Here is a 23054-nt window from a genome sequence, read left to right as displayed (position 1 = left end):
GGGTCGGGAACTCGATGACCCGATGCTCCCGCCGCGCAGCCCGCGTGCGCCCGCCTGCCTGCCGGTGTCCCGTCACGGGGGCCAGCCCCACCGGGGAAGGCCCTACGGCGTGCGGATCAGGCGGCGGGTCGCGGCGGCGGCCACCGCCGCGGTGCGGGAGTCCACGCCGAGTTTGGCGTAGATGTGCACCAGGTGGGATTTGACCGTGGCCTGGCTCAGGAACAGCTTCTTCGAGATCTGCTGGTTCGACAGGCCGTCCGCGACCAGTTGCAGCACCTCCAGCTCCCGCTTCGTCAGCGCCTCCGCGGGCGTCCGCATCCGGTCCATCAGCCGCAGAGCCACCGCCGGCGCCAGCGCCGACTGTCCGGCCGCGGCCGTGCGGACCGCCGCCGCCAGCTCCTCCGGCGGGGCGTCCTTGAGCAGGTAGCCCGAGGCGCCCGCCTCCACCGCCGCCAGGATGTCCGCGTCCGTGTCGTACGTGGTCAGCACCAGGACCCTCGGGGCGCCCGGCCGGGCCGTGATCAGGGCCGTCGCCGCGGAGCCGTGCATGCCGGGCCCGAACTGGAGGTCCATCAGGACCACGTCCACCGGCTCGGCGGCCGCCAGTTCCACGGCCCGCTCGGCGGTCGCGGCCTCGGCGACCACCGCGAAGTCGGGTTCGGTGTCCAGCACCGCGCGCAGCCCGGCCCGGACCACCGGATGGTCGTCGGCGAGCAGCAGCCGGATCGTCATCGGGACGCCTCCAGGGGCAACGGCAGGGTGACGGCCACGGCGGTGCCCTGGCCCGGATCGGATTCCACGGTGAACAGCCCGCCCAGCGTCTCGGCGCGCGAGCGCATCGCGGGCAGTCCGAAGCCCCCGTCGCCCGAGGCCGACGCGGCCGAGGAGGGGTCGAAGCCCTGCCCGTCGTCGACGATGTCCAGGGTGACCGAGGCGTCCATGAAGGTCAGCGTGATCTCGGCGCGGTCCGCTCGCGCGTGCCGCACCACATTGGCCAGCGCCGACTGGGCGATCCTCAGCAGGGCCACCTCGTACGGGGTCGGCAGCTCGCGCGGGCTGCCGCTCAGCGAGAACCGCACCCGGGGCCCCGGCGCCCCCGCGCACAGCCGTTCCAGCGCCGCGGCGAGCGAGCCGTGCTCCAGGTCCGGCGGGGTCAGGGCCCGTACGAAGCGCCGCGCCTCGGCGAGGTTCTCCTGCGCGGCCTCCCGCGCCCGGGCGATGTGCGCGAGTGCGGCCGCCTGCCCGCCGGAGACCTCGGCCCCGTCCTCGGCCGGCGCGGGGACCGCCGCCGAGCCCTCGGAGAGGGCCCGCTCCGCCGCCCGCAGCAGCAGCTGGATCGAGGACAGGCCCTGGGCGAGGGTGTCGTGGATCTCCCGGGCGAGCCGTTCCCGCTCGGCCATGATCCCGGCGCCGCGCTCGGCCGCGGCCAGCTCGGCCCGGGTCGCGATGAGCTCCTCGATCAGCTCCCGGCGCCGCTCGCTCTCCCGGTACAGCGCCTGGTAGCCCAGTACGGTCGCCACCGCCACGGCGCCGCCCAGCAGCGGCCCCAGGAAGGCCCCGGGGGTCACCGCGCCGCTGTGCCCGAGGAAGCCGCCGATGGCCGCGCAGGCGGTCACCGCGACGGCCGTGACGCCCCAGCGCAGCGGCAGCAGGTGCAGCTCCAGGAAGTACAGCGGGAAGGCGATCCAGAGCCCGTCGGGCGAGACCACGAGCAGGGCGGCCCAGACGGCGGCCAGCGCGGCCAGCCACACCGCCGCGGCGCGCGGCGAGCGGTGCACCGAGGGGGCCCGTACGCCGGCCGCGTACACGGCGGCCAGCAGCACGCAGACGGCGATCACCCAGCCGGCCCGGGGCGCGGAGTCGGCGACGGCGCGCCCGGCGGCCAGCGCGAGCAGCCCGAGGAGCAGCGCGTGCAGGCACAGCCGCAGGACGCGGGAGACGGGGGTGAGGGGACGAGGTGCGGGGGGATTCAGAACAGCCATGGGCCTACCAGCGTAAGTCGGGCGTCGGCGCTCCCGGTCAACCGAAAGTTTGATGTCCGAGTGCGTCCTTCGATACCGGGAACGCTCCCGTGGCGCGATGCCCCGGACCCGCCCCGAAGACCAAGGTGGGGGACATGTTCGTCGCATGGAGAGATCTACGGTTCGCCAAGGGCCGCTTCGCCCTCATGGGCTCGGTCGTGTTGCTGATCACGCTGCTGGTCGGCCTGTTGTCCGGGCTCACCTCCGGCCTGGCCCGGGAGAACATCTCGGCCATCACGGGTCTGCCCGCCACACAGCTGGCCTTCGCCGCGCCCTCCGGGGACCAGAAGGTGTCGTTCACCAACTCCCAGGTGCCCGAGAGCGCCTGGGAGGCCTGGCGGAAGCAGCCCGGGGTGAGCTCCGCGGAGCCGCTCGGCATCCGCACCACCAACGCCGTCTCGGGCGACCGTACCGCCGGCGTCTCCGTCTTCGGCGTGGACCCGGCGGGCCGGCTCGCCCCGAGCGGGGCCCGGCCCGCCCCGGGGCAGGTGGTCCTCACCGAGAAGGCCGCGAAGGAGCTCGGCGGACTCGCCGCGGGCGCCAAGCTCAGGATCGGCCCACTGGAACTGACCGTGGCCGGCGTCTCCGGCACCGCCGCCTTCAGCCACACCCCGGTCGTGTGGGCGGACCTGGCCGACTGGCAGCGCGTCGGGAACCCCGGCACCTCCACCACCCCCGTCGCCACCGTCGTCGCCGTCACCGCGGACGGGAGCGCGGACCTCGCCGCCGCGGACAAGGCGGCCGGGACCAAGGCCATGACCGTGGACGAGGCGCTGAGCGCCATCGGCTCGTACACCTCCGAGAACGGCTCGCTCCAGCTGATGCGCGGCTTCCTCTTCGCGATCTCCGCGCTCGTCATAGGAGCCTTCTTCACGGTGTGGACGATCCAGCGCAGCGGCGACATCGCCGTCCTGAAGGCACTGGGTGCCTCCACGCCCTACCTGCTCAAGGACGCCCTCGGCCAGGCCGTGGTCATGCTCGCCATCGGCACCGGGTTGGGCACCGCCCTCGCCGCCGGCTTCGGCGCCCTGATCAGCGGCGGGGACGTGCCCTTCGTCCTCGACGCCGCCACCGTGCTCGTCCCCGCCGCGATCATGATCGTGCTCGGTGCGCTCGGTGCCGCCCTCTCCATCCGGCGGATCACCGCCGTAGACCCGCTGACCGCCCTCGGGAGCGCCCGATGACCCTCCTCGTCCACGACGTCACGCTCACCTACCCCGACGGCGACGGGAGGCTCACCGCCCTCGACTCGGTGGGCCTGGAGGTCCCCCCGGGCACCCTGACGGCGGTCATCGGGCCCTCCGGCTCCGGAAAGTCCAGCCTGCTCGCCGTGGCCGCCACCCTGGTCACCCCCGACTCCGGCCGGGTCGTGGTCGCCGGTACGGACGTCACCGGGCTCGGCCCGGCCGAGAAGGCGGCGCTGCGCCGGGAGAAGATCGGCATCGTCTTCCAGCAGCCGAACCTGCTCGCCTCGCTCACCGCGGCCGAACAGCTCCAGGTGATGACGCACCTCTCGGGCGGTCCCACCCGCGCCGTGCGTCGCCGCGCGCTGGAGCTGCTGGACGCGGTGGGGCTGGCCGACAAGGCCGACAAGCGCCCCCACCAGCTCTCCGGCGGCCAGCGCCAGCGGATCAACATCGCCCGCGCCCTGATGAACGAGCCGGCCGTGCTGCTGGTCGACGAGCCGACCAGCGCCCTGGACCACGAGCGCGGCGCGGCCGTCCTCGACCTGCTGGTCACCCTGACGCGGGAGCGCTCCACGGCCACCGTGCTGGTCACGCACGACCACGCGCACCTGGACCGGATGGACCGCACGGCGACCATGACGGACGGCCGCCTGACCCAGGGCGCCGAGCCGGTACCGGCCTCCTGACGCCTCCCGAGGCGCGTCCCGGCGTCCTCGGGCGGGCACGCGAAGGCCCCGGCCCCCCTCGAAGCGGGGGAGCCGGGGCCTTCGTGCGTACGGAACCGGTCGCTACGCGGGGTTCTGGTTCGCCAGTGCGACCGAGAGCTCCTCGGCCACGCCCTGCAGGATCGGCACGAACGACTCGGCCACGGCCTCCGTGACGCGCCCCGCGGGACCCGAGATGGAGATCGCCGCGGCGGTCGGCGAGTTCGGCACGGAGACCGCGAGGCAGCGGACCCCTATCTCCTGCTCGTTGTCGTCGACCGCGTACCCGACGTTGCGGACCTGCTCCAGGGCCTCCAGGAAGCCCTCGGGCGTGGTGATGGTCTTCTCGGTCGCGGCCGGCATCCCGGTGCGCGCCAGCAGGGCCCGTACCTCGTCCGCGGGGGTGTAGGCGAGGAGCGCCTTGCCCACACCGGTGGAGTGCGGCAGCACCCGGCGGCCGACCTCGGTGAACATGCGCATCGAGTGCTTGGACGGCACCTGGGCGACGTAGACGATCTCGTCCCCGTCGAGCAGGGCCATGTTGGCCGTCTCGCCGGTCTCCTCGACCAGGCGGGCCAGGTAGGGGCGGGCCCAGGTGCCCAGCAGGCGCGACGCGGACTCGCCGAGGCGGATCAGACGCGGCCCGAGGGAGTAACGTCGATTGGGCTGCTGGCGTACATAGCCGCACGCCACGAGGGTGCGCATGAGACGGTGGATCGTCGGCAGCGGCAGTCCGCTGGCGGCGGAGAGCTCGCTGAGACCGACTTCGCCCCCCGCGTCGGCCATGCGTTCGAGCAGATCGAAGGCGCGCTCAAGGGACTGGACGCCACCGCCGGCGGCGGTGGTCTTGGCGGAAGCGTCGGTGGTGCTGGCGCTGGACGTCGGCACGGCGCGGTCCTTTCGGTGCTGGCAGGCAAGGAAGCAGCCTACCGGTCAGTCGGCGTCGGCCCTAGACCAGGGGCGACGCCGTCTCCGCCGGTCAGAGGCGGTATGTCCGGGGGCGGACGTCCTCGCGAAGTTACCTGCCCGACTCCCGGTGGTGGTAGCTACATTCTGTATAGCGAAATCTTAATTCCATCCTGTGGAAACATCCAATTGCGGTGCTGGTGGGTCAGTGGTCCCTCCGGGCGGTCTTGACTGGATTCCCCATCGCCCCGCAGACTCCGTCAACAGAACGTTGAATTTCGCTCTGTGGAAGTAGATGGGGAGGTTCCGGTGTCCGACGTGGCTGTGGAACTGGTACTGCGCTCGACGCGCGTCATCACCCCCGAGGGGACGCGCGCCGCATCGGTGGCCGTCGCCGGCGGGAAGATCACGGCGGTGCTGCCGCACGACGCCGAGGTACCGGCCGGAGCCCGGCTGGAGGACTTCGGCGACGACGTCCTGCTCCCCGGCCTGGTCGACACCCACGTCCACGTGAACGACCCGGGTCGCACCGAGTGGGAAGGCTTCTGGACGGCCACCCGCGCCGCCGCCGCCGGTGGCATCACCACGATCCTGGACATGCCGCTCAACTCCCTGCCGCCGACCACCACGGTCGACAACCTGCGCGTCAAGCAGGAGGTCGCCCGTGCCAAGGCGCACATCGACGTCGGCTTCTGGGGTGGAGCCCTGCCGGACAACGTCAAGGACCTGGCACCGCTGCACGACGCCGGCGTCTACGGCTTCAAGTGCTTCCTGTCGCCCTCCGGCGTGGACGAGTTCCCCCTGCTGGACCAGGAGCAGCTGGCCACCTCGCTCGCGGAGATCACCGGCTTCGGCGGCCTGCTGATCGTGCACGCCGAGGACCCGCACCACCTGGAGTCCGCCCCGCAGAACCCGGGCCCCAAGTACGCCGACTTCCTGGCCTCCCGCCCCCAGGACGCCGAGAACACCGCGATCCAGAACCTGATCGACCAGGCGAAGCGGCTGAACGCCCGCGTGCACGTCCTGCACCTGTCCTCCGCCTCCGCGCTGCCGCTGATCGCCGCGGCCAAGGCCGAGGGCGTGCGGATCACGGTCGAGTCCTGCCCGCACTTCCTCACCCTCACCGCCGAGGAAGTCCCGGACGGCGCCACCGAGTTCAAGTGCTGCCCGCCCATCCGCGAGGCCGCGAACCAGGACGTCCTGTGGGATGCGCTCGCCGACGGCACCATCGACTGCATCGTCTCCGACCACTCGCCCTCCACCGCGGACCTCAAGACCGGCGACTTCGCCACCGCGTGGGGCGGCATCTCCTCCCTCCAGCTGGGCCTCCCCGCGATCTGGACCGAGGCGCGCAAGCGCGGACGCACGCTCGAAGACGTCGTCCGCTGGATGTCCGCCGCCCCGGCCGCCCTCGCGGGGCTGGCACAGAAGGGCGCGATCGAGGTCGGCCGTGACGCCGACTTCGCCGTCGTGGCCCCCGAAGAAACGTTCACCGTGGACCCGGCCGAGCTCCACCACCGCAACCAGGTGACGGCCTACGCGGGCAAGACCCTGCACGGCGTCGTCAAGTCCACCTGGCTGCGCGGCACCCAGATCGCCGACCACGGCACTCCGACCGAGCCCACGGGCCTCCTCCTCGAAAGGCAGAACTGACAGTGGCGATTCCTTCCTTCACCGGTAACGCGAACCCGTACGGAGGCGGCGACCCGTACGCGGACTACCGCACCGCGGACTTCCCGTTCACCCAGTACGCGAACCTCGCCGCCCGTGAGCTGGGCGCCGGTGTCATCGCCGCCAACGACGAGTTCTTCGCCCAGCGCGAGAACCTGCTGATCTCCGAGGCCGCGCACTTCGACCCCGAGGACTTCGGCCACAAGGGCAAGGTCATGGACGGCTGGGAGACCCGCCGCCGCCGTGGCGTCTCCGCCACCCAGCCCTGGCCGACCCCCGAGGACCACGACTGGGCGCTGGTTCGCCTGGGCGCCCCCGGCGTGATCCGCGGCATCGTCGTCGACACCGCCCACTTCCGCGGCAACATGCCGCAGGCCGTCTCCATCGAGGGCACCAACTGGGAGGGCGCCCTGGCGCCGACCCCGGAGGAGCTCCTGGGCGACGACGTGAAGTGGACGACCCTGGTCGAGCGCACCCCGGTCGGCGGCCACGCGGCCAACGGCTTCGAGGTCGCCGCCGAGCAGCGCTTCACGCACCTGCGCGTCAACCAGCACCCCGACGGCGGCATCGCCCGCCTGCGCGTCTACGGCGAGGTCCTGCCGGACCCGAAGTGGCTCGCGGCGCTCGGTTCCTTCGACGTGGTGGCGCTGGAGAACGGCGGCTCCGTCCAGGACGCGTCGAACCGCTTCTACTCCCCGCCCACCAACACCATCAACCCGGGCCGCTCCCGCAAGATGGACGACGGCTGGGAGACCGCGCGTCGCCGTGACAACGGCAACGACTGGATCCGCTACCAGCTCGTCACCGAGTCCGAGATCCGCGCCGTCGAGATCGACACCGCGTACCTGAAGGGCAACTCGGCCGGCTGGGCCTCGCTGTCCGTCAAGACGGGCGAGGAGGGCGAGTGGACCGAGTTCCTGCCGCGCACCCGCCTGCAGCCCGACACCAACCACCGCTTCGTGCTGGACGCCCCGGCGGTCGGCACGCACGTCCGGATCGACATCTTCCCGGACGGCGGTTTCTCCCGCCTGCGTCTCTTCGGCTCGCTGACGGAGAACGGCGCGGCCGCCCTGGCCGCCCGTCACCAGGAGCTGGGCGGCTGACGCCACCCACATCCAGCCCCGGGGGCCGACACCCCCGGGGCGCGCACGGCCCGGAGGGGCGCACCGCTCGACGGTGCGCCCCTCCGGCGTATTTTCATGTGAACTCCGTTACGGGTGGGGCAGGATGGGCCCCGGCGGCCCGGCCCGCGGGCCCCCACGCCACGGGGAGGGCACGTACATGACCGAGTTTCCCGACGCGCCGCGCGAGCGCGAGACCCGCCGCAAGGACACCCTCGCGCGCTTCCGGGACGGCAACGACGTCTGGGTCGCCACCGCCGACGCCGACGGCGTCCCCTGCCTCGTCCCGCTCTCCTTCCGGTGGGACGGCGAGACCTTCCTGCTGTCGACGCGCGCCACCGTGCCCACCGGCCGCAACCTCGCCGCGAACGGCAGGGTGCGTCTCGCCTTCGGCCTCACCCGTGACGTGGTCCTCGTCGAGGGCACCGCGACCACGTTGGACGTGGCGGACCTCGCCCCCGGCGAGCAGGAGGCCTTCGCGGCCCACACCGGCTTCGACCCCGGCGCCTTCGCCGTCCCCTACCCGTACTTCCGGATCGTGCCGGAGTGGATCCAGGCCTGGCGCGAGGTGAACGAGATCGCCGGCCGCGACCTGATGGCGGGCGGCCGCTGGCTGCCGTGACCGGCGGTGTCCGGGCGGCCTACGCGGCGTGGCCGCCGTCGACGGAGAACTCCGCGCCCGTCACGAAGGCGGCCCGGGAGCAGGCGAGGAAGCCCACCATCTCGGCCACCTCCCGCGCGGTGCCGAAGCGCCCCACGGCGGTCAGCGCCGTCTGCCCGCCGGCGTACGGGCCGTCCGCCGGGTTCATGTCGGTGTCCACCGGCCCCGGGTGGACGATGTTCGCGGTGATGCCGCGCTCGCCCAACTCCCGTGCGAGGGCCTTCGTCAGCCCGATCAGCGCCGACTTGCTCATCGCGTAGAGCGTGCCGCCGGGGCCGGGCACCCGCTGGGTCATGCAGGTGCCGATGGTGATGATCCGCCCGCCGGGTCCCATGTGCCCGGCCGCCGCCTGCGCGGTGAGGAACACCCCGCGCACGTTGACGGCGAGCACCCGGTCCACGTCGTCCGTGCCGAGGGAGTCCAGCGGCCCGAGCACGCCGATGCCCGCGTTGTTGACGAGTACGTCCAGCCGCCCGAGCTCCCGGACGGTCCGCTCCACCGCCAGGGCGGCGGCCGCCGGGTCCGCGGCGTCGGCCCGTACGGCGACCGCGCGCCGCCCGAGCGCCTCGACCTTGCCGACGACTTCGGCCGCCGCCCGGGCGTCGTTGACGTACGTGATCGCGACGTCGGCCCCGTCCTCGGCGAGCTTCAGGGCGCTCGCCGCCCCGATCCCGCGGCTTCCGCCGGTCACCAGGGCCACTGCGTTGCCGTCCATACCGTTTCCTCCTGTATCGATCCCGCTGATTGGTTGCGAGTTCAATGAAATCTCCGGGAGGTCCGGGCCGCTGGCGGGATTCCGACCTCGCGTTTCGCGGCGCGTACGCGGCGGGCGGAGTCGACGGCGGGAAGCGTCAGCAGTGCCAGGAACACGCAGACCCCGGGCCAGCCGGCGTGCCGGTGGATCTGCAGGCCGAGCCAGGAACCGGCGCTGCCGCCGAGGTAACCGCAGGTCATGTACGCGGTGTTGAGCGCGCTGCGGGAGTCGGCGCGCAGGGCGTAGAAGCGGGCTTGGTTGGCGACCATGCCGCACTGCATGGCGGTGTCCAGCACCAGCGTGCCGAGGACGAGGGCGACGAGCCCGGTGGTGCCGCCCCGGGCGCCGACGGCGAGGACACCGGCCGCCGCGAGGGTGGCGAGGAAGCAGACCAGGTTGACCCGGTCGGGGCCGAGCCGGTCCACGAGGCGGCCCGCGACCGGGGTGCACGCCATGGTGACCACGCCGGTGAGCGCGACGAGCCCCAAGGCCTGCGGGCCGTAGCCGTAGACCGGGCCGGTGAGGAGCAGCGCCAGGCAGACCCACATGGCGGAGAACCCCGCGAAAAGGGAGGCCTGGTACCAGCCGGAGCGGCGCAGCTCGGGCTCGGCGCGCAGCAGCCGCAAGGGCCGCAGCGGCAGCGCCCGCAGCGGCACCCGGGGCGCGGGGGAGACCCCGGTCGCCGGCAGCGCGCGGGCCAGTACGACGGCGAGGCACAGCACCACGAGCCCGGCGACCCCGTACGGGGCCCGCCACCCGAACCGCTCGCCGAGCGCACCGCTGAAGGTGCGGGCCAGGAGCATGCCGCCGATGGATCCGCTGAGCAGGGTCCCCATCACCGCACCGCGCCGCCCCTCCGCGACCAGGCCGACGGTCATCGGGCCGATCAGCTGTGCGGCCGTGGTGGTCACCCCGACGAGGACGCCGGCGGCGAGGAGTTGGGGCAGGGTGCGGGCGAGGGCGGCGGCCGCCAGGGCCGCGCCGCTCGCGGCGAGCAGGGCGACGAGGAGACGGCGGTACGGGAGCCGGTCGCCGAGGGGGACGAGCAGGAAGACGCCGAGGGTGTAGCCGACCTGGGTGGCGGTGACGATGCCGGCCGCCTCACCGGGCGAGGTCCCGAGCCCGGCCGCGACCAAGGGGCTGATCGCCTGCGGGAAGTAGATGTTCCCGACGGCGACGGCGCAGGTCACCGCGAGGATCGCGATCAGCCGCCGATCGGCCTCCGGGCCCGCGTACGCCGCTCCTCCGGCCCCCACGGCCCGCGCCGCGGGGGCCGCCGGCCCCACCGGTCCACCCGCGTCCGTGCCCGCGGACCCGGTTGTCGCCGCTCGTGCCGCCGGCCCGTCTGACGGGCCGGCGGCGCCCGGTGCCGCGGCTTCGACCGCCGCCGCCGGGCCGGCCTCGGCCCCGTGCCCCGCCCGGGCTGCCGGGGACGCCTGCCCCGCGGGCGCGGTCGTCGCGGCCGGTGCCGCGCGCACCGCGCTCGTCCGGGCTGCCCGAGCCGCCGGGGTGGCCGGGGTGGCCGGGTCCGCGAGGTGAGCGGGTCCGCTGTGCGGGCCCCGGCGGGGGGCGGGGGCGCCCGTGGTGGGGGGTCTCTGCGTCATGCCCGGCAGTCCAATGCACCCGGCCGGGCCCGCCAATGGATGTAGCCTCGGGCTTAATGATCAGCTTCGGGCTCGACGCCGACGACCTCGCGGACACCCGCTTCGCCCTGTCCCCGCTCATGGACACCGTGCTGAGCCTCCGCGTGCTCCGCGAGCCGGGACTGTCCACGATCCACGCCCCCTGGCGCAGGGCGGCCGTCGAGCGGGTCGGCGGTGCGCTCGACACCGCGCTCCTCGCCTCGCTCGTCGCGCGACACCGCACGACGCCCGACTTCCTGACCCCCCGCCCGGAGCGGTTCTCCGCGACCTTCGCCGAGGAACTGGCCGTCGTACGCCGCACCCCGGCCGCCGTCGTCCGCCGGGACCTGCTCGACGCGCACCACCCGGACCCGCTCCCCGCGGCCCTGCTCCCCGCGCTCGCCGACGACGACCGGGAGGTCGCCGCCCTGCGCGACACCATCTGCGAACTGCTGCACCGGTACTGGACGCTCGCGCTCCAGCCGACCTGGCCCGCGATGCGGCTCGTGCTCGAAGCCGACATGACCTACCGGGCCCGGCAACTGGCCGTCGGCGGCGCTCGCCGGCTCTTCGCCGACATGCACCCCAACCTCCGCTGGGCCGGCGGGATCCTGCGCATCGCCGACGTCCTCGGCGACTTCCACATCCCGGCCGCCGGCCGCGGACTGCTGCTGATCCCCTCCGTCTTCGCGCACAAGCCCGCCCCGCCCGTCACCGCCGACCAGCCGCCCGGTCTGGCCTACCCCAGCCGGGGCGTGGCGACCCTGTGGTCCGACCCGGCCCCGCCCGACGCCAAGGCCCTCCCCGAACTCATCGGCGCCCCCAAGACCGCCCTCCTGGCCCTCCTCGACGGCCCCCTGCCCACGGTCGAGCTCGCCCGCCGCCTGAGGGTCACCCCCAGCGCGGTCTCCCAGCACCTGGCCGTCCTCCACCGCACCGGCCTGGTCGCCCGCGCCCGCGACGGCCGCCACGTCCTCTACCGCCGCACCCCCCTCGGCGACCGACTCCTCGACCCGGCAGACGCCACTACCCTGGCGCGATGACCGCCACCACACCCCTCGACAGAGCCCTGTACGGCATCGCCGACCCCGAACTGCTGCCCCTGCCGGACGACGTGGCGGATCTCCTGTCGCTCCTGGAGGCCCCGCCACGACTGGCGGCGCACCTGCGTGCCGTCCACGACGTCGCGCACCGACTGGTCGACTGGGTCGCACACCACTGCCCGCCGGCGGGCTTCGACCGCGAAGCGGTCCTCTTCGGCGCGGCGACGCACGACATCGGCAAGACCGTCCACGTGGCCGAACTCTCGGGCCCCGGTTCGGAGCACGAGCCGGCCGGGCGGGACCTGCTGCTCCGCCACGGCGTCGGCCCGGCCCGGGCCCGCTTCGCCGTCACCCACGCGTCGTGGCCCTCCGCACGACGGCGCCCTGCCGAGAGGAATCTCCGGACAGGGCGCCGTCGTACGCGTCGGCTGTTGTGCTTTGTCGGTTATCCGATGGTGAGGAAGGTGTTCCAGCCGTCCTCGTCGCGTCCTGTGGGCCCGCCGATGGTGGTGGTTCCGCCTTGGTGGAGCCATTGGTTGCCGTCGGTGCCGACGCCCCAGATGTCGGGGATGCCGTCGCCGGTGGCGTCGGCGGTGCCCAGGACGATGGGGAGTGCGGCCCGGCCCCAGCCGGTGGTGGCGTAGGTGAGGTCCACGCCGCCTTCGGAGCCCGCCTGGGAGGCGAGGGAGGTGAGGTCGGCTCCGCCGTTGGGTCCGGGCTTGCCCTTGCGCAGGGCCAGGCCGCGGTTGGCGTTGGCGTTGTCCCGGAAGATCAGGTCGGGGACCTTGTCTCCGGAGACGTCGCGGACGCCGACGATGTCGCGGGCGGCCCAACCGGTGGCCAGCTTGCGGTAGGAGGTGAAGCTGGAACCGGTGTAGCCGGAGAACGCCCAGAACCCGTCGGCGTCCAGGGCGAACATGTCACCGAGTCCGTCACCGTCCATGTCCTCGACCACCACGATCTGCCGGAAGGTGGCCGGGTCCGGTGCCGACAGCGGCAGCTGCATCTCCTGGCGGCGCCCGGCGTCGAACTGGCCGGTGCCGGTGCCGGGGTAGATGTACAGCTTCCCGTCGGGCATCCGGGCGATCAGGTCGGTCAGCCCGTCACCGGGATACCAGTCCGTGGCGTGCCCGATCAGCGCGGGGGTCGCGCCGGCCGGGTCCTTGAAGTGGCCGGCGGCGACGGGCTTGCCGTTCTCGACGGCGCCGGGGATGTAGGCGTCGGTGTCGCCCTGCTTGTCTCCCGCGTAGGTGCGCAGGTTGCCGTCCTTGTCGACGGCGAGGATGTCGGGGAAGCCGTCACCGGTGACGTCGCCCGGCTTGTCGGTGCCGACGCGGGCGCTGACGTAGAAGAGGTGTTCGGTGGGCACCGAGATGTTCCCGGCGGTGTTGACGGTGCGGACGTAGAGGACGTTGGGGCCGGCGGTGTCGACCTGGAGTTTGATGGAGGCCAGGTCGTTCTGCCAGGGGGTGATCTTCTGGTCGTAGGTGGGCCGGTTCAGGGACCACTGGTACTCGCGGATCGCGGAGGCCGGGGTGCCGTTGCCCAGGACTTCGATCCACTGGTCGGGGGTGCCGGCCGGGGCCAGGGACCACTGGTCGCCGTCGGGGCCGGGAGCGGGGAAGTGCACGGAGCGCACGAGGGGGTTGGCGGGGGCGGTGTGGTCGACGGTGAAGGTGCACCAGCCGCCGCCACCGGAATCGGCCGGGCCCGAGCCGGGCGATCCCCAGCCGTCCCAGTCGTTCGTCCGGGCGAGCCAGAAGTACTTGCGGCCGGAGGTGAACTTGTCCAAGGGCACGCTCTTGGTGACCACGCCGTCGCTGTTGGGCCACAGCCACTCGTTGTAGACGCCGGCTCCGGAGTCGGCGTCCCAGACCTCGATCTGTACCTGCTTGAGGTTGCCGTCCCGGTCGGTGCCCTTGACCTGGAAGGACACGTCCGTCTTGCCGATGCTCGTACCGGGACTGGTGGTCAGGCACGGTCCGCCCGGCGAGGTGTTCATGTTCGACGCGACGGGGACGTCGGGCGGGGTGTTGTAGACGACCTCGATGTAAGGGGCGGACTCGCCGTTGGCGAGGATCTTCTTCCAGTAGTACGAGTCCGACTCGTTCGGCGCCTTGAAACCCAGCGACAACGTGCCCCAACGGCTGCTCGCGGCCTGGGTGACCAGGCCCTTGATGTCGGGGGCGACCCAGTTGTCGGGGCAGGAGGAGTTGTAGCCGTACCCGGCCATCTCGGTGGCGACCTTGTTGCCCCACCAGCCCGTCGTGTTGTTCCACGTCGACGACGACGTCACCAGCGGTGTGGAATAGATGTCCATCGCCTTGCGGTCACACGACCACGAATACGTCTGCAGGGCACGCATGGACGCCGACTGGATACCGGCACCGTGCAGCTCGGATCCGAAATAGAAATTGAACACCGAACGCGAGGTGCCGCCCGAGTCGGATTCATATCCCACCCGGGCCTCGTTCGTACCCGACGCGTTGTAGTTCTGGCCGTTGTAGAAGCTCGAATTACCGGCCGTCTTGTAGAGGAGTGACCAGGCGTGCTTGTGACCCTTGTAGGAGGGGTCGATGAATACCGGGTACACCGTGTCCGGGGCATTCAGCAGTGCCGCATCCGGCTTCAGGGAAAGCGTGCCGTCCTTGAACGACGCCGCCGCGACCGACAGGTGCGCTCGCTCCGCACCGGCCAGCCCAGCCAGGCCCAGGGTGGGGTGCTTCTTCGCCGCCGCCGGAGGCTTCCACGCCGGAACATCGTCGGTGGTGGCGACCTTCCCGGAGGAATCCCACATCAAAGGCGACGGAGAACCGGCGATCTCCTCGCCCTTCGCGTCGCGGGCCGACATGGCACCCGACTCCGCGTCCAACTGGAACTGGAGATCGGGAGAGGTGAGGCGGTAGTTCAGCTCCGCGAGCAGCGGATCGGCGACGGCCTGCTTGTCCTTCACGACCAGCAGATGCGAATACCCGCCGTCCTGCGCCGTCATCAAAAGATCCACACCCGGACGGACATTCTCATACAACGCCCGCGGACCATCGATCACCGGCTCCGGCAGCACACCGGGCCAACTCACCGACATGTCATGCCCGTCGACACTCAGACGCACCAGTTCGGTCCACACCGGACCCGGCGCATCCACCGTCAACGCCGACCGCACCACACCACGACCAGCACGCTCACCACCCGGCGAACCGCCGCTGAACACGACCGCCCCGTTCACCGCCTTCGCGGCAAACCCGCCCTCGACACGCGCCAGATCCGTATCGATCGGCTTCCACTCGTCTCCGACCTTCGCCCGCACGGCGGAGCTGGAGATCTGTTTCCTGAACAGACCATCGGGCTGCGCCCACGTCGTGGTGTTCGCACTGCGCTCGGCGGACACCTCGACGTCCTTGCCCCGCTCGCCAGCCAACTTCCGCGCCTGAACGGCCGTCACCGGGCCGCTCGCCTCATCGGAAACCTTCTTGCGCGGCCCCGCGTCCCCGCCCAGGTGCACGCCGACCGGCACCGCCACGGCCACCGCCACCAGGGCGGCCAGGCCGCCCATGGTCATTCGGCGCTTGAACCAAGGACGTCTCGGTGGATCGTCCGCCACGGAAACGGTATCGGTAGCGGAATCACTGACTGCCATTTCTTTCCCCCCTCGAACGCATGGATTCGCTCCCCGCTCATCTCACGCGATGGATGTGCGAGCTGAGCATGAGTCATCCGACGCGGATCGTCACGCCCTCCTTTCACCCCACACCCCACCCATTCGGGTCGATTTACATCGAATATTCCGCAGTGTGGGGGCGGTGAGGTGATTAAGGCCACAGCCGGATATCGGGCAATGGCATTTCTGATCGACTGGCCGCAGAATCGAGTCGCTATATGTCAGTCTCGTGCCGCCCATGCGCCTCTGCGATGGCGGCAGAGCGTGGGGGGTCCACATGTCGCCGTTGTCGGCGCACAGTTTTCGCCTGCCCGGAAACAGAGGGTCGCGCGCGAAACGCGCGCGCCTCGCCGGGCGCACCGGCATCACAATGTCCGTGATGCTGGTCGCATCTCTATTGCCCACCCAGGCCTGGGCGGCGCCACCAGGCGACCGCACGGGGGTCAGCCTTCCAGGCCTTCAGCAGGACCTGAAGGCCAAGCTCGACAAGGTCGAGGCCGCGAAGCTGCTGGGCTGGGACGGTGCCGCAGCGGCGCCGCCTGCCGGGTACGAGCCCTCCAAGGTGGCTCCCCCGGCGGCAGGTTCGGAACCTGTCGCACTGACCCCTGACAGCGGGACGCAGCTGGTGAAGGCGGGCGCGCTGCCCATCAGCATCGGCAAGGCTTCGCCGTCCGAGAGCAACCCGACTCCGCCGGCCCCGTCCGGTACCTGGCAGGTGGCCGTAGAGGCCCGTACGGCCACCGAAGCGGCCGGCATCGATGGCGCGATCATCAAGGTCACACCTCCGACAGGCAGTGCCACTCCGGTCGACGTACAGCTCGACTACAAGAAGTTCGAGGACCTCTACGGCACCGAATGGGCCTCCCGGCTGGAGATCAAACAGCTCCCCGAGTGCTTCCTGACCTCACCGGAGCTGCCCGAGTGCTCCGCAGCCGTGGACGTCCCGAGCAGCAACGACCCCAACACCGGGACCGTCAGAGCGACTGTGGACCCCACGGTCGCCGTGTCCGGGCAGGGCTTGCGCACCATGACCGGTGGCGGCTCGATGGTCCTGGCTGCTTCCGACGGGGCCACGGGTGCCGGTGGCTCGTACAAAGCCACCTCGCTTTCGCCGTCCGGCAGTTGGTCGGCAGGAGGGAGCGGTGGCGGCTTCTCGTGGGCGTATCCGCTGACCGTGCCGCCGAGCCCGGCCGGTCCGCAGCCGACGATCGCCTTCTCCTATTCCTCGCAGGCCGTGGACGGCAAGACGTCCGTGGCCAACGGGCAGGGGTCGTGGATCGGCGACGGCTGGGGCTATGAGCCGGGCTACATCGAACGGCGCTACCGGGCTTGCTCGGAGGACCGTGACACGACGGCGGCCACGCCGAACAACAACAACAGCACGGACAAGAAGAAGGGCGATCTGTGCTGGGCCGGTGACAACCTGGTGATGTCGCTCGGCGGTGCCACCACCGAACTGGTCCGCGACACCGTGTCGGGGCAGTTGGTCCCCGCGTCCGACGACGGTTCGAAGGTCGAGCGGGTGACGGGCGGCGCCAACGGCGCGAAGGACGGTGAGTACTGGGTCGTCACCACTCGCGACGGCACGCGCTACCACTTCGGACGCCACAACGTCGGCACGCACGGAGTCGGCACCTCGCCGCAGAACGTCACGGACTCGGTCTTCACCGTCCCCGTCTTCGGCAACCACCCCGGTGAGCCCTGCTACCAGGCGGCTTACGCCAACTCCTCATGCCGCCAGGCCTGGCGCTGGAACCTCGACTACGTCGAGGACGTCCACGGGAACGCCATGGTGATCGACTGGAAGCAGGAGCAGAACCGCTACGCCAAGAACGCGAAGTTCAAGGAGAAGAACGCCGCCGAGGTCGGTTACACCCGAGGTGGATACCCCACCCGGATCCTGTACGGCCTGCGCTCCGACAATCTTGCGGGTGCCCCGGCCGGCCTGGTCGAGTTCACCCTCGCGGAGCGTTGCCTGGAAGAGGGCGGCATCAAGTGCGGTGACGCCCAGTTCGAGTCGAAGAACTACGGTGACAAACAAGCCTGGTGGGACACCCCCTCCACCCTCAACTGCAAGATGGACGCGGAGAACTGCTACGTCTCCTCGCCCACGTTCTGGTCGCGCAAGCGACTGACCGGCGTCACCACCTACGCCCAGCGCACCGAAGGCTCCACGGCTCTCAGCACGGTCGACCAGTGGTCGCTGGCCCAGTCGTTCCCCAAGCAGCGCACCGACACCCACCCGCCGCTGTGGCTGGAGTCCATCACCCGCACCGGCTACGGCACCGCGAAGGACAGCGCCGGCAACCCGATCGGGATCCAGCTGCCGCCGGTGTCCTTCCTGCCCAACGTGCAGGACATGCCGAACCGCGTCGCGAAGAGCTCCACCGACGCCACCCCCGACTACGACCGCCTCCGCGTGGAGACCATCCGCAACGAGACCGGCGGTGAGATCTACGTCGACTACTCCGCCCCCTGCGCGGTGGGCGCCTCACACCCGAAGCCCGAGGAGAACACCACCCGCTGCTTCCCCGTCCACTGGTCCCCGGACAGCGAGCTGGAGACCCCGCCGCTCGAGTGGTTCAACAAGTACGTCGTCGACAAGGTGATCGAGAAGGACCGGGTCGCCCGCCAGCCCGACGTCACCACCAGCTACACCTACGAAGGCGACGCGGCCTGGGGCAAGGACACCGACGAGTTCTCCAAGCCCGAACGCCGCACGTACAGCCAGTGGCGCGGCTACGCGTCGGTCGTCACGACCAAGGGAGTCACCGCCAACGCGGGCAAGCCCGACGCCACCGAGCAGTCGCAGACCCGCACCCGCTACTTCCGCGGAATGTCCGGCGACGGCGGTCGCGCGAAGGTAAGGATCAAGGACTCCACGAACACCGAGGACCTCGGCGAGGACATCCTCCCGCTGCAGGGCCAAGCCGCCGAAACGATCAGCTTCACCAAGGCCGGCGGCAGCGTCGTCTCGCGGGTGCTCAACTGGCCCTGGAGCCAGCGGACGGCCTCGCGTCCCCGGCGCGGTACGACGGACCTGGAGGCCTTCCGTACCGGCACGGCACGTTCCGACGCCCACCAGTCGACCAGCGACGGCGGGACCCGAATGGTCCGCACCGTCAACACGTACGACGAGGCGGCGTACGGTCTGCTCAAGACTGCGCAGGCCGAAGTGCTGACGCCGAACGGCACGGGATGGACCACGTCGGAGCAGAACTGCACCACCACCACGTACGTGCACAACACGGCGAAGCACATCATCGGCCTCGCCCAGCGGGTGCGCAGTACGGCCGGTGACTGCGGCAAGGCCGCCACCGGAGAGGTACTGGCCGACGCCCGTACCTCCTACGACGCGCTCGGCGCGTTCGGCACCGCCCCGGTGAGGGGTCTGCCGGTCCAGGTCGACAGCCTCGACGGCGCCGGCACCGGATGGGTCACCACGACCCGCACCGAGTACGACGCCCTGGGCAGGCCCACCAAGTCCTACGACGCGGCCGGCAACCCCACCTCCACGACCGTCAGTCCGGCCACGGGTCCGGTCTTCTCCACCACGATCACCAACGCCCTCGGCCACACCCTGACGACGAAGTCGGACCCCGGCCGCGGCAGCGTGCTGGAAAGCACCGATGCCAACGGTCGCAAGGTGAGCATGGCCTACGACGAACTGGGCCGCACCACGGGCGTGTGGACCCCGTCCCGGAAGGCCGGTACGGACAAGGCCACGTACGTCTTCTCGTACGACACGTCCGTCGACAAGCCGCCGACGGTGATCTCCGGCGCCCTGCGGGACAACGGGACGTACGAGAACACGGTCACGATCTACGACGGCCTGCTGCGCCCGCGCCAGACCCAGAGGGAAGCGTTCGGCGGCGGCCGCTTGGTCACCGACTCGCTCCACAACGCGAACGGCACGGTCCGGCAGACCAACAACGCCTACTACGCGGAAGGGGAGCCGGACCAGAAGATCTTCGTCCCGGAGACGGTCTTCCAGGTCCCCAACGCCACCGCGACCGCTTACGACGGCCTCGGCCGCCCGGTGCGCTCCACCACGCTCCACAAGGGCACCCCGCACCACTCCGACGTCACGACGTACGGTGGGGACTGGACCGTCCAGCGCAGCGGCATGTCGGCCGACGGATCGGCTCCGATGCCGGGCAGTGAGGCCACCAAGACCTGGACCGACGCGCTGAACCGCACGGTCCTGGTCCAGAAGTACACCGCCGTCGACCTGACCACGTGGACCACCACCGGCTACGCGTACGACGTGCGGGGCAAGCTGGCCAAGGTCACCGACGCGGCCGCCAACAATTGGACGTACACCTACGACGCCCGCGGCCGTCTGACCGGCACCAGCGACCCCGACCTGGGAATCGGGTCCTTCGGCTACAACAACCTCGACCAGCGGGTATGGGCCGAGAACGCGGCCGGGCAGAAGACGTACACCAACTACGACAAGCTGGGCCGCAAGACGGCCGAGATCGAGGACGACCCGAACGGGACTCCGACCGCCACCTGGACCTTCGACACCCTGTCGGGAGCGAAGGGCTACCCGGTCGCGTCCACCCGCCGCAACGGCAGCCTCACGGTGACCAGCCAGGTGACCGGTTACGACGCCGAGTACCGGGCGACCGGCAACACCGTCACGATCCCGGACGGTCCGGCGACCAAGGGTCTGGCGGGCACGTACGCCTACACCACCAAGTACACGCCCACCGGCAAGATCCAGTCCACCACCGTCCCGGCCACCCCCGGCGGGCTCGCCGCGGAGAAACTGATCACCCGCTACAACGAGGACGGTGCGCCGGTAACGCTGTCGGGCCTGTCCTGGTACACGGCGGACACGGTCCTCAGCCCCTTCGGTGAGGTCCTGCGCACCGCATCCGGCAACGCCCCCCAGCGGGTGTGGACGACCACCCTCTACGAGCCGGAAACGGGCCGCGTCACCAACACCTTCGCGGACCGGGAGACGCCGGGACCCAACCGGATCAACGCCGTTTCCTACAAGTACGACACGGTCGGCAGGATCACCTCGGTCACGGACACCCAGCCCGGCGACCGCGTCGACCGCCAGTGCTACGCCTACAACGCACTGGGCCAGCTCGCCAAGGCGTGGACCGGCAGGACCGAGAACTGCACCGGCCCCAGCCTGAGCGACGTCACCGCCGGCCCCGACGGTGACGGCTACTGGCAGGAGTACGAGTTCGACGCCATCGGCAACCGGACCAAGCTCGTCGACCGTGATCTCACCAGCGGTGCGCTGGACGACTCGACGACGTACGCCTACGGCGTCGACGTCGCGGCGGGCGGCCAGCCGCCGGTCAAGACCCATCCGCACGCTCTCACCGAGGTCAAGAAGACCACCAAGACCCCGAACTCGACGGTCACTTCCCTCTCCACCTACGGCTACGACAGCGCGGGCAACACGGCCCGGCGCACCATCGACGGCGATACCCAGACCCTGAACTGGGACCGCCGCAACAAGCCCACCTCGGCGAGCAGCCCGGGTGTCGGTGCCGTCGCCGTCACCGGCATGGCGGGCAAGTGCCTCGACGTCGCCGATGGCGCCACGGCGGACGGCACCGCCGTCCAGATCCTGCCCTGCAACGAGACCAAGGCCCAGCAGTGGAAGCTGACCGGTGACACCGTCCAGGCCCTCGGCAAGTGCCTGACCGCACAGGGCGCGGACGCGGTGCTGGCCACCTGTGACGGCGGCACCAAGCAGAAGTTCCAGTCCCGAGCGGACAAGACCCTCTACAACCCGGCATCCAACACCTGCGTCACCGTCCCCAACGACAACCCGGTCGACGGCAACGACCTCGACATGTACACCTGTGTCGCCGGCGCCGCCGCCCAGCAGTGGACGCTCGCGGACAACACCACCACCTACGTCTACGGCCCTGACGGCAGCCGCCTCATCCAGGAGACGGGCAGCGCCCGCACGCTGTACCTCGGCGAAGCCGAGGTGACGGTCAACAAGGCGGGCCAGGCCGTCGACGCCATCCGCTACTACACCGGCCCCGGTGGGGTCACCACCACGCGCCAGACCGGCGGCAAGAACACCGGCCACAAGCTGACCGTGCTGCTGTCCGACAACCACAACACCGCGACCACGGCCGTCGAACAGAAGCCCGGCCAGGCGGTCACCCGCCGCAAGTACGACCCGTACGGCAACCAGCGCGGTGCCCTCGCCGCCAACTGGCCCGGCAGCCGCACCTTCCTCGGCACCGGCAACAACGACGCGGCCACGGGCCTCACGCACATCGGCGCCCGCGAGTACGAACCGGCGAACGGCCGCTTCATCAGCGTCGACCCGGTCATCGACATCACCAACCCGATGCAGATGAACGGCTACGTGTACGCGAACGGCGACCCGGTCAACCAGATGGACCCCACCGGGCTCGAAAGCTGCTACCCCAACTACTGCGCCGGCTCGAACGGCACCTACGGGGACTACAAGCCCGAGAACGACCCGGAGGTGGAACGCAAGAAGAGCTCCGGAGGCAGCGGGTCGAAGGGAGGATCGACGGGCGGCGGCGGCAAGCCGAGCACCGTCAAGCTGGTCATCGCCGGCAAGACCCTTCCCACCGAGGAGGAACTGCTCCGGCGTGGCTACTGGCCCACCCGGACCTACCAGGAGAACCTGCGGCGCTGGGCGGACGGCTACTGCTTCAGCATGTACGACCAGGCCACGTCCTTCTGCGACACAGCGAACAGGATCGGCCTCACCAGCCCCAGCGGTGACTGGATGGAGGCCCTGGGAATCCGGAACGCCTGGGAATGCGCCAAGAATCCGGGGTGGAACAAGAACTGCGGCATGGCCGCCGTGGACATCACGATCACGATCGCCACGGGCGCCATCGGCAGGGCGGCCAAGGCCGGCAAGGCCGCCAAGGCCGGGGCGGGCGGTCTGTCGGCCCATGAAGCGGTCGACGTGGCCATCTCCTGTCTCCGGCGCAACAGTTTCACTGAAGAAACGCTCGTGCTGATGGCTGACGGCACGAGCAAGAAGATCGAGGAGATCGCGGTCGGCGACAAGGTCCTCGCCACCGACCCCGAGACGGGAGAAACCGCATCCAAGACCGTCACCGCCGAAATCCGGACGGAGGACGACAAGAAGTACGTCGACCTGACCGTCGGCTCGGAGGATGCCGATCAGGTCATCACGACCACGGACCACCACCCGTTCTGGTCCGTATCGGCAGGTGCCTGGGTCGATGCGGCGGACCTCAAGGTCGGCATGACCCTGCGCACGGACGACGGGAGCGCGGTCTCCGTCGTGCGGACGCGTACCTATCGTGCGGAACAGCCGACATACAATCTGACGGTCTCCGACCTTCACACGTACTATGTGCTGGCTGGAAAAATGCCAGTGCTGGTGCACAACACGACTCCGTGCCCGCCCGGCGTCCCGGACTCCTGGCACCCGGGCAGTTTCGAAACGTCTGAGGCGAGCTTCGAATGGCATTACACGGAGCGGCACGGAGCCCGGGCAGGTGTGACGCGCGAGCAGTACCTGAAGGACGCTTCGGACTGGGCCGCCCGCCTGGCGCAGCCGGGAGGCAAGATCGGGCTGGATGCGAAGAGGATGCCCATGGATGGTGGAAAGTTCGGCGTGAAGTATGTCGACAAGAGCACGGGCATGGGCGGAATCCTCGGACCTGACGGAAGGGTCGTTTCCTTCTGGTACACCGCTGAGAGGTGAA

Annotated in this window: 13 protein-coding genes and 1 pseudogene; 8 read left to right on the top strand and 6 right to left on the bottom strand. The window is 71.0% G+C overall.

What is annotated here, in order from left to right; all coding sequences use genetic code 11:
* Nucleotides 1–102 precede the first annotated feature (102 nt).
* Nucleotides 103–732: a response regulator gene (locus tag ACFYYJ_RS11585; protein WP_385121493.1), complete on the bottom strand. Its 630-nt coding sequence runs from the start codon at nucleotides 730–732 to the stop codon at nucleotides 103–105.
* Entirely contained in the window at nucleotides 729–1982 is a 1254-nt protein-coding gene (locus ACFYYJ_RS11580; RefSeq protein ID WP_385121496.1) for a sensor histidine kinase, read from the bottom strand. The genes ACFYYJ_RS11585 and ACFYYJ_RS11580 overlap by 4 nt, the downstream gene beginning before the upstream one ends.
* A 134-nt stretch (nucleotides 1983–2116) precedes the next feature.
* On the opposite strand from ACFYYJ_RS11580, the gene ACFYYJ_RS11575 reads away from it, so the two are divergent.
* Nucleotides 2117–3205, top strand: a complete 1089-nt coding sequence (locus ACFYYJ_RS11575; protein ID WP_389131113.1) for an ABC transporter permease — start codon at nucleotides 2117–2119, stop codon at nucleotides 3203–3205.
* A complete protein-coding gene (locus ACFYYJ_RS11570) occupies nucleotides 3202–3894 on the top strand; it encodes an ABC transporter ATP-binding protein (protein WP_385121502.1) in 693 nt (230 codons plus the stop codon). Before ACFYYJ_RS11575 ends, ACFYYJ_RS11570 begins: the two co-directional genes overlap by 4 nt.
* Before the next feature lie 102 nt (nucleotides 3895–3996).
* Here the strand turns inward: ACFYYJ_RS11570 and ACFYYJ_RS11565 are convergent, their stop codons facing one another.
* The gene (locus tag ACFYYJ_RS11565; protein WP_384756461.1) at nucleotides 3997–4800 is read right to left on the bottom strand and encodes an IclR family transcriptional regulator; all 804 of its coding nucleotides are present in this window, start codon (nucleotides 4798–4800) and stop codon (nucleotides 3997–3999) included.
* 336 nt (nucleotides 4801–5136) lie between these two features.
* Here ACFYYJ_RS11565 and allB point away from each other — a divergent pair, with 336 nt between their 5' ends.
* The 3 genes from allB (at nucleotide 5137) to ACFYYJ_RS11550 (ending at nucleotide 8232) form a co-directional block, all read left to right on the top strand.
* The gene (allB, locus tag ACFYYJ_RS11560) at nucleotides 5137–6471 is read left to right on the top strand and encodes an allantoinase AllB (RefSeq protein WP_389131358.1); all 1335 of its coding nucleotides are present in this window, start codon (nucleotides 5137–5139) and stop codon (nucleotides 6469–6471) included.
* Between the two features lie 2 nt (nucleotides 6472–6473).
* Entirely contained in the window at nucleotides 6474–7592 is a 1119-nt protein-coding gene (alc, locus tag ACFYYJ_RS11555) for an allantoicase (protein WP_385121506.1), read from the top strand.
* 178 nt (nucleotides 7593–7770) lie between these two features.
* Nucleotides 7771–8232 carry a pyridoxamine 5'-phosphate oxidase family protein gene (locus ACFYYJ_RS11550; RefSeq protein ID WP_389131109.1) on the top strand — a complete coding sequence of 154 codons (462 nt, stop codon included), beginning with the start codon at nucleotides 7771–7773 and terminating at the stop codon, nucleotides 8230–8232.
* A gap of 19 nt (nucleotides 8233–8251) precedes the next feature.
* Here the strand turns inward: ACFYYJ_RS11550 and ACFYYJ_RS11545 are convergent, their stop codons facing one another.
* Together ACFYYJ_RS11545 and ACFYYJ_RS11540 are read right to left on the bottom strand one after the other, a co-directional pair.
* Nucleotides 8252–8986, bottom strand: coding sequence for an SDR family oxidoreductase (locus tag ACFYYJ_RS11545; protein ID WP_389131107.1), 735 nt, complete (start codon nucleotides 8984–8986; stop codon nucleotides 8252–8254).
* Nucleotides 8987–9027: 41 nt separating this feature from the next.
* On the bottom strand, nucleotides 9028–10629 hold the full coding sequence (locus ACFYYJ_RS11540; RefSeq protein WP_389131105.1) for an MFS transporter: 1602 nt from the start codon (nucleotides 10627–10629) through the stop codon (nucleotides 9028–9030).
* A gap of 56 nt (nucleotides 10630–10685) precedes the next feature.
* Between ACFYYJ_RS11540 and ACFYYJ_RS11535 the strand changes: the two genes are divergently transcribed.
* The gene (locus ACFYYJ_RS11535) at nucleotides 10686–11690 is read left to right on the top strand and encodes an ArsR family transcriptional regulator (RefSeq protein WP_389131103.1); all 1005 of its coding nucleotides are present in this window, start codon (nucleotides 10686–10688) and stop codon (nucleotides 11688–11690) included.
* Nucleotides 11687–12055: pseudogene (locus tag ACFYYJ_RS11530) on the top strand (phosphohydrolase); the annotation flags it as partial. The gene ACFYYJ_RS11535 and the pseudogene ACFYYJ_RS11530, both read left to right, overlap by 4 nt.
* Nucleotides 12056–12135: 80 nt before the next feature.
* On the opposite strand, the gene ACFYYJ_RS11525 reads toward ACFYYJ_RS11530, so the two are convergent.
* Entirely contained in the window at nucleotides 12136–15249 is a 3114-nt protein-coding gene (locus tag ACFYYJ_RS11525) for a DNRLRE domain-containing protein (protein WP_389131101.1), read from the bottom strand.
* A gap of 478 nt (nucleotides 15250–15727) precedes the next feature.
* Between ACFYYJ_RS11525 and ACFYYJ_RS11520 the strand changes: the two genes are divergently transcribed.
* A complete protein-coding gene (locus tag ACFYYJ_RS11520) occupies nucleotides 15728–23053 on the top strand; it encodes a polymorphic toxin-type HINT domain-containing protein (RefSeq protein ID WP_389131099.1) in 7326 nt (2441 codons plus the stop codon).
* Nucleotide 23054: the final 1 nt, after the last annotated feature.

It is taken from the genome of Streptomyces sp. NPDC002467, assembly GCF_042889825.1.
GTDB lineage: Bacteria > Actinomycetota > Actinomycetes > Streptomycetales > Streptomycetaceae > Streptomyces.
This window is presented reverse-complemented; position numbering and strand designations above follow the sequence as displayed.

Excerpts from the sequence above, each read along its gene's own strand:
- ACFYYJ_RS11585 (WP_385121493.1), bottom strand. The coding sequence starts at position 732 with ATGACGATCCGGCTGCTGCTCGCCGACGACCATCCGGTGGTCCGGGCC.
- ACFYYJ_RS11580 (WP_385121496.1), bottom strand. The coding sequence starts at position 1,982 with ATGGCTGTTCTGAATCCCCCCGCACCTCGTCCCCTCACCCCCGTCTCC.
- ACFYYJ_RS11575 (WP_389131113.1), top strand. The coding sequence starts at position 2,117 with ATGTTCGTCGCATGGAGAGATCTACGGTTCGCCAAGGGCCGCTTCGCC.
- ACFYYJ_RS11570 (WP_385121502.1), top strand. The coding sequence starts at position 3,202 with ATGACCCTCCTCGTCCACGACGTCACGCTCACCTACCCCGACGGCGAC.
- ACFYYJ_RS11550 (WP_389131109.1), top strand. The coding sequence starts at position 7,771 with ATGACCGAGTTTCCCGACGCGCCGCGCGAGCGCGAGACCCGCCGCAAG.
- ACFYYJ_RS11545 (WP_389131107.1), bottom strand. The coding sequence starts at position 8,986 with ATGGACGGCAACGCAGTGGCCCTGGTGACCGGCGGAAGCCGCGGGATC.
- ACFYYJ_RS11540 (WP_389131105.1), bottom strand. The coding sequence starts at position 10,629 with ATGACGCAGAGACCCCCCACCACGGGCGCCCCCGCCCCCCGCCGGGGC.
- ACFYYJ_RS11535 (WP_389131103.1), top strand. The coding sequence starts at position 10,686 with ATGATCAGCTTCGGGCTCGACGCCGACGACCTCGCGGACACCCGCTTC.
- ACFYYJ_RS11525 (WP_389131101.1), bottom strand. The coding sequence starts at position 15,249 with ATGACCATGGGCGGCCTGGCCGCCCTGGTGGCGGTGGCCGTGGCGGTG.
- ACFYYJ_RS11520 (WP_389131099.1), top strand. The coding sequence starts at position 15,728 with ATGCTGGTCGCATCTCTATTGCCCACCCAGGCCTGGGCGGCGCCACCA.